At 40.5% G+C, this 4,907-nt stretch carries 5 protein-coding genes and 1 rRNA gene; 5 read left to right on the top strand and 1 reads right to left on the bottom strand.

Going from position 1 to position 4,907, the window contains the following annotated elements:
- Nucleotides 1-17: 17 nt before the first annotated feature.
- The 5 genes from rrf (at nucleotide 18) to INF29_RS13790 (ending at nucleotide 4,360) form a co-directional block, all read left to right on the top strand.
- Nucleotides 18-135: ribosomal RNA gene (rrf, locus tag INF29_RS13810) — 5S ribosomal RNA — on the top strand.
- A gap of 293 nt (nucleotides 136-428) precedes the next feature.
- Complete coding sequence (locus tag INF29_RS13805; RefSeq protein ID WP_193487293.1) at nucleotides 429-1,559, top strand: BRCT domain-containing protein; 1,131 nt, start codon at nucleotides 429-431, stop codon at nucleotides 1,557-1,559.
- A 20-nt stretch (nucleotides 1,560-1,579) separates the two neighbouring features.
- A complete protein-coding gene (locus tag INF29_RS13800; RefSeq protein WP_193487291.1) occupies nucleotides 1,580-3,091 on the top strand; it encodes a leucine-rich repeat domain-containing protein in 1,512 nt (503 codons plus the stop codon).
- A gap of 20 nt (nucleotides 3,092-3,111) precedes the next feature.
- On the top strand, nucleotides 3,112-4,170 hold the full coding sequence (locus tag INF29_RS13795) for a hypothetical protein (RefSeq protein ID WP_193487289.1): 1,059 nt from the start codon (nucleotides 3,112-3,114) through the stop codon (nucleotides 4,168-4,170).
- 1 nt (nucleotide 4,171) lies between these two features.
- Nucleotides 4,172-4,360, top strand: coding sequence for a hypothetical protein (locus INF29_RS13790; RefSeq protein ID WP_072853319.1), 189 nt, complete (start codon nucleotides 4,172-4,174; stop codon nucleotides 4,358-4,360).
- Between the two features lie 302 nt (nucleotides 4,361-4,662).
- On the opposite strand, the gene INF29_RS13785 is transcribed toward INF29_RS13790, so the two are convergent.
- A partial coding sequence (locus INF29_RS13785) for an integrase core domain-containing protein (protein WP_193485461.1) occupies nucleotides 4,663-4,907 on the bottom strand: 245 nt, incomplete at its 5' end.

Raw genomic sequence — 4,907 nt, 5'->3', positions numbered from 1 at the left:
TTCAAGAATTACATATTTCCGGTGATGATGCGCTCAGGGGACACACCCGTTCCCATTCCGAACACGACGGTTAAGACCTGAGCGGTCGATGGTACTTGGTGGGAAGCTGCCTGGGAGAGTAGATGGTTGCCGGAATCCAGTGAAGGACTTCGAAGCGATTCGAAGTTCTTTTTTTATGTTTGCTTGCAAAAAAGATATGTCAGTTTATTTATTTGAATATGGCATATCTTTTTTTGTGCCCATAATCTTTTAAAAGCATAAGTCTTATTTATAAACTGCTGTATTTGTTAAAAAACAGCTGATTGTTGAAATAAAAATATTTATATTGTATAATGGGATTACGGATATGGGAAATTATGTAAATTAAAGCATAATTATCAACAAAAAAATTGATAAAATTACTATGTGTATAATGGAGGCGATGGATTATGGCAAATATTTCGAGTGCAAGCGGGAAAATTACATTAAAAGGTGACTGGACGCAGGAAGCCATTGCTGCTTTGGAACTAGTACTGGATATGTGGGAATTTTACGGCGAGTATGGGATTCAAAGCTATGATGGTTTCGATGAGGAACACCTGACATCGTACTTTTTTGGCTGCGGAAGATGGTCATTTTCGGGCACACTGGACTCATTTGAGGATTGGACAAGAGATTGGCTGAAAGAAAAACCGAAAAGACCAAATGGCGAACTGATTCATTCCCTTACAGAGGAGCAGTATGAAAACTTCCTGAAAATCATGTGTGAAAATCATCTTGTGATCGAGATGGATTTTGAGGATGTGGAAGAAAGCTGCGGCGTACATATCCATGAGATTGGTCAGTTTACTTCTGGAGACGGAAGCTGCATCAGCTATAAAATAATGGAATGTGAGGATATTGTACCATCTTGGGATGACTATGAAACAGAAGCTCTGGATGAAGCTGTGGATTTTTTTGAAAACTTTTTGTCTGATGTAAATAGAAAAAAACTGCGTAAGTGGGTAAAAAATAATGTAACACCTACAGATATATTTGAAGATACAGATGATTATTGGGAAATCATAGAATATTTTGGTGATTGCGGCGAAGACCCGTTCATTGAATTTTTCCTGAAGTTTTCACCTGATACAGAGGAGTGGGAAGAACTTAACGGATTCTACGAGGAAATGTGGGGGTGTCCAGTAGAAGAAAACATAGATGAAGGCTATGGCGAAGATTTTGACTTTTATGACGAAGATGATGATGACGAGGATGATGACGAAGATAGAGATGTCAACACTTGGGACACAGAACCTCAATATCCTCTGGATGAGATTGACTCTATGGAAATCAGCGGCAGCGCCTTTGTTTTGACCGGAGATTTCCAAAACTGTGACGGTGACAGAGATGAGGTTAAGAAAATGATCGAAGCCAAAGGCGGAAGATGCACAGGAGCCGTTAGCGGCAAAACAAACTACCTTGTTTTGGGGGATTTTGGTTCAGCAGGTGCCAAGAAGATTGATCAAGTCATGGAACAACGGGCAAAAGGCAAGGATGTTAAAATCATTGCGGAATATGACCTGTTCCGTTTTCTGTAAAAGAAAAGGGGGAATCATACATGAGTAAATGGAAGGATTTTGAGTTTTCTGCATCTGGTCGGAAGGGTGAAAGATGCGATCTGCGCTATACCGGCGAGAACAAAGATCTGGTGATACCGGAAAAAATGATCGCTAAAGCAGGAGAACAGGCAACCATTGCCATTTCTGCCGCCAATGGGAATGAATTGGAAAGCATTACTCTGCCCCAAAACATTTATGATGTTTGGCTTGGTACGCTTTATGGTGCAAAAAGTTTGAAAAAAATTACTGTTGATCCGGAAAACCCATATTTGAAAGATGTTGATGGTGTGCTTTACACCAAAGACGGCAAAAGACTTATAAAGATGCCTTGCCAAAAGACAGGAACCTATACTGTGCCTGATGGTGTGGAAGAGATCGAAGTGACTGCTTTTCAATATTCACATTTGGATGAAGTGATATTGCCGGAGTCCTTAAAAGAAATTGGAAATTTATGTTTTCAGTACAGTGAACTGAAAAAAGTAACGATACCAAAAAGTTTGTCAGAATTAAAGGATGATGCTTTTTGTGATTGTCGAGAATTGAAGGACTTTTCATTTTTAGGAGATACCAGTATTGAGTATGGATATGTGGATATGGACTCTGAAATGGAAGAGCGGATTTCCGGAGAAGGATTTACACAGCCAGCGGAATGCTATCTGCTTGCCTGCTTAAAGCGTTATCCCAATATTGAAAAATGCAGAAGAAAATTTATTGCAGCAGCAAAGCGTGGCAAACAGGAAAAAATACTGGAATATCTGTTGAGTGCTTTACCGGATACACCTGTGGAAAAAGGCACATTTGAAATCAGTGACTTAGAAGATGGAACGGCTGCAATCCAGTCATACAAAGGTGAAGAAAGCGTCATTGAGATTCCTGCCGAAATGGACGGCAAAAAAATAACAGCAATCGGCAAGGGGGCTTTTGAAGGCAATGAGTATGTGGAAAAAGTCATCGTACCTGATGGTGTGAAACTGATTGAAAAGAATGCTTTCAAGGGCTGCATTTCCTTAGAAGAAGTAGTGTTGCCGGAAAGCTGTACAGACATTGGCGTTTCTGCTTTTGAGGACTGCAAAATTCTGAAAAAATTGAATTTGCCAAAGAATATGACTGTTTTGTCCAGAAAGATGCTGAAAAACTGCAAATTACTGGAAAAACTGGAATTGCCAAAAGGACTTGTGAAGATTGATAATGAAGCACTGTTTTATTGTGAAAGCATTACAGAATTGGAATTGCCAGAAGGCTTGCGGTATTTGGGAAAAGAATGTTTGTACGCCTGCGGCTGCAACTATGGTCCGGTTCTTCCGGGAGAATGGGGATACAGCAAGAAAAAATTTGCCATTCCCGCGTCTGTGACACAGATTGATGACGGTGGAAATGGTATCTTTGCCGCTTATCCAAAAGCACAGGAGCTGTTTGGTGTTTTCGAGTATAAAGTGATTTTGCAGGTAAAAAGAGGTTCTGTTGCCCACAGATACGCTGCGAAAAAGAAAATTCGTTTTGAATTGGTTTGATTTGTAAGGAGGTGTGCCCTATGCGGTATGATGGCGATTTTCAAGTGGGAATCCATGGCAGCGGCGCATTGATGCAGGATATTCCCAAAGTCATTGAAAACTGGGTGAAAACACTGCCGGAGAATTATATCAATAAAGAGGTAAAATCAGAAGCGGATTATATCAGTTCCATGCTGCGGGAAAAATTAAAAGCAATTCCCAATACAGAGGAAGAAGCAGTTCTGAAGTGGGATCATTTTTCCAATATCGCTTTGGTGGTTCTGGATTTTATCAATCAGATTGCCAAGGCACATCCACAGTTGGAAATCGCTGTTGGGGTGGAGATCACATTTTCTGTGACCGATACGACAGACTATTATAGTTTTTATTCTCCTACTGGTTCCGATACCATTTGTGAATTGCGTGAGGATGATGATGTTTGGAAACTGGAATGCTATCTTGATGACAAAGAAGCATCAGCAAAAAAAGCGGCAGTGCGGTTGAAGTATACGGGAGAAGATGTAAAAGGGGAAAGCTGTGTGTTCGATCTGTATTCCAACACAGTTTCCTTGATAGAATATCTGGAGTATGAGCTGAACCCACCTGAGGAAACAGATTTTGGCAAAAACCTTTTGGTCATGGAATATTCTATCCAGCGTGCAGTTTTGACACGAAAAGATGGCATCTGGATAGATGTTGGCGGACAATTATTCCTTGGAGATGATGCGAAAGAGATTTTCGGTACACTGGAAGAAGCTTTTGAACATGAATTTTCCGTGGAGGATTTTTTCAATGGAAAACGTCCTTGGCAGGAATATCCCGAAGAGTTTATTACATACCTTTTCAAAATTTGTATGGCAGATTTGAATCTGGATATTTCTGTGGAATATCATAATGAAAAACCCCATTTCATGAGCTCTGATGGCAGGGAATATTTCTTCGGCTGTATGTTGGAAAAGGTATCTACAGAAGCCATTGCCCAGTGGAATTTCCCAGAGGAATCCTATTTCTTTGATTTCGCGCCGCCTCGCGTGGAACTCCTTGATGATGAAGATGACGACGAGGACTGGGATGATGATTGGGACGATGAGGATTTATGAAATGAATGAGAAAGGAGAGTGCATCATGGGGAAAAATGATAGAGATGCAGAAGAACTCAGAAGCAAACTTCTCTCTGAAGTTTATGCCGGAGCAGTGGCTGGCATGCCTGCCATGATACTGGATGAAAGCAGAATCCGTAATGCGGATGCGGAAGAACTGGAACGAATTGCAAAAGAATACGGCTACTGACAGCGGAAAAAGCCATGGCTAGAAAGCAACTTCCCTTTAAAAAACGAGTTTTTCTTTTCCTTGATTTTTTATAGAGAATTGTGATGGTTGTATTCAGAACAAAATATATCAAATAAAATCTCAGTAGGAATAAGAAAGCTGAAATCCTCTATATGACAAGGATTTCAGCTTTTTTTGCTATGGCTCTATAGCTGCGTTTTTTTAATATTGTGGATTGGAAAAAAATATCATATATTGCTTTGCTGCTTCATAGGATAACTTTTGAAAGTCCTAATACAAATCAACGTGTATTTGTGGGTTTGTCAAACATATGTTACACCCTCCTTAATAAATTCCTTCAGGACAGTCTGTGGGGATTTCCAACCCAGAGGTCTCATAGGGAACAGATTATAGTCCCTACGATTATAGACTTGGAGCTGTCTGGAAAAGTCCTCAAAGGAATAAAAGGTATGGGTGGCATAAAACCGCTCGTTATCCTTCCGGTGGCTGCGTTCCACTTTCCCGTTATGACGGGGTGTGAAAGGACGGATCAGTTTATGACGGATTC

Source organism: Anaerotignum lactatifermentans (genome assembly GCF_014982935.1).
GTDB classification, from domain to species: Bacteria; Bacillota; Clostridia; order Lachnospirales; family Anaerotignaceae; genus Anaerotignum; species Anaerotignum lactatifermentans.
This window is presented reverse-complemented; position numbering and strand designations above follow the sequence as displayed.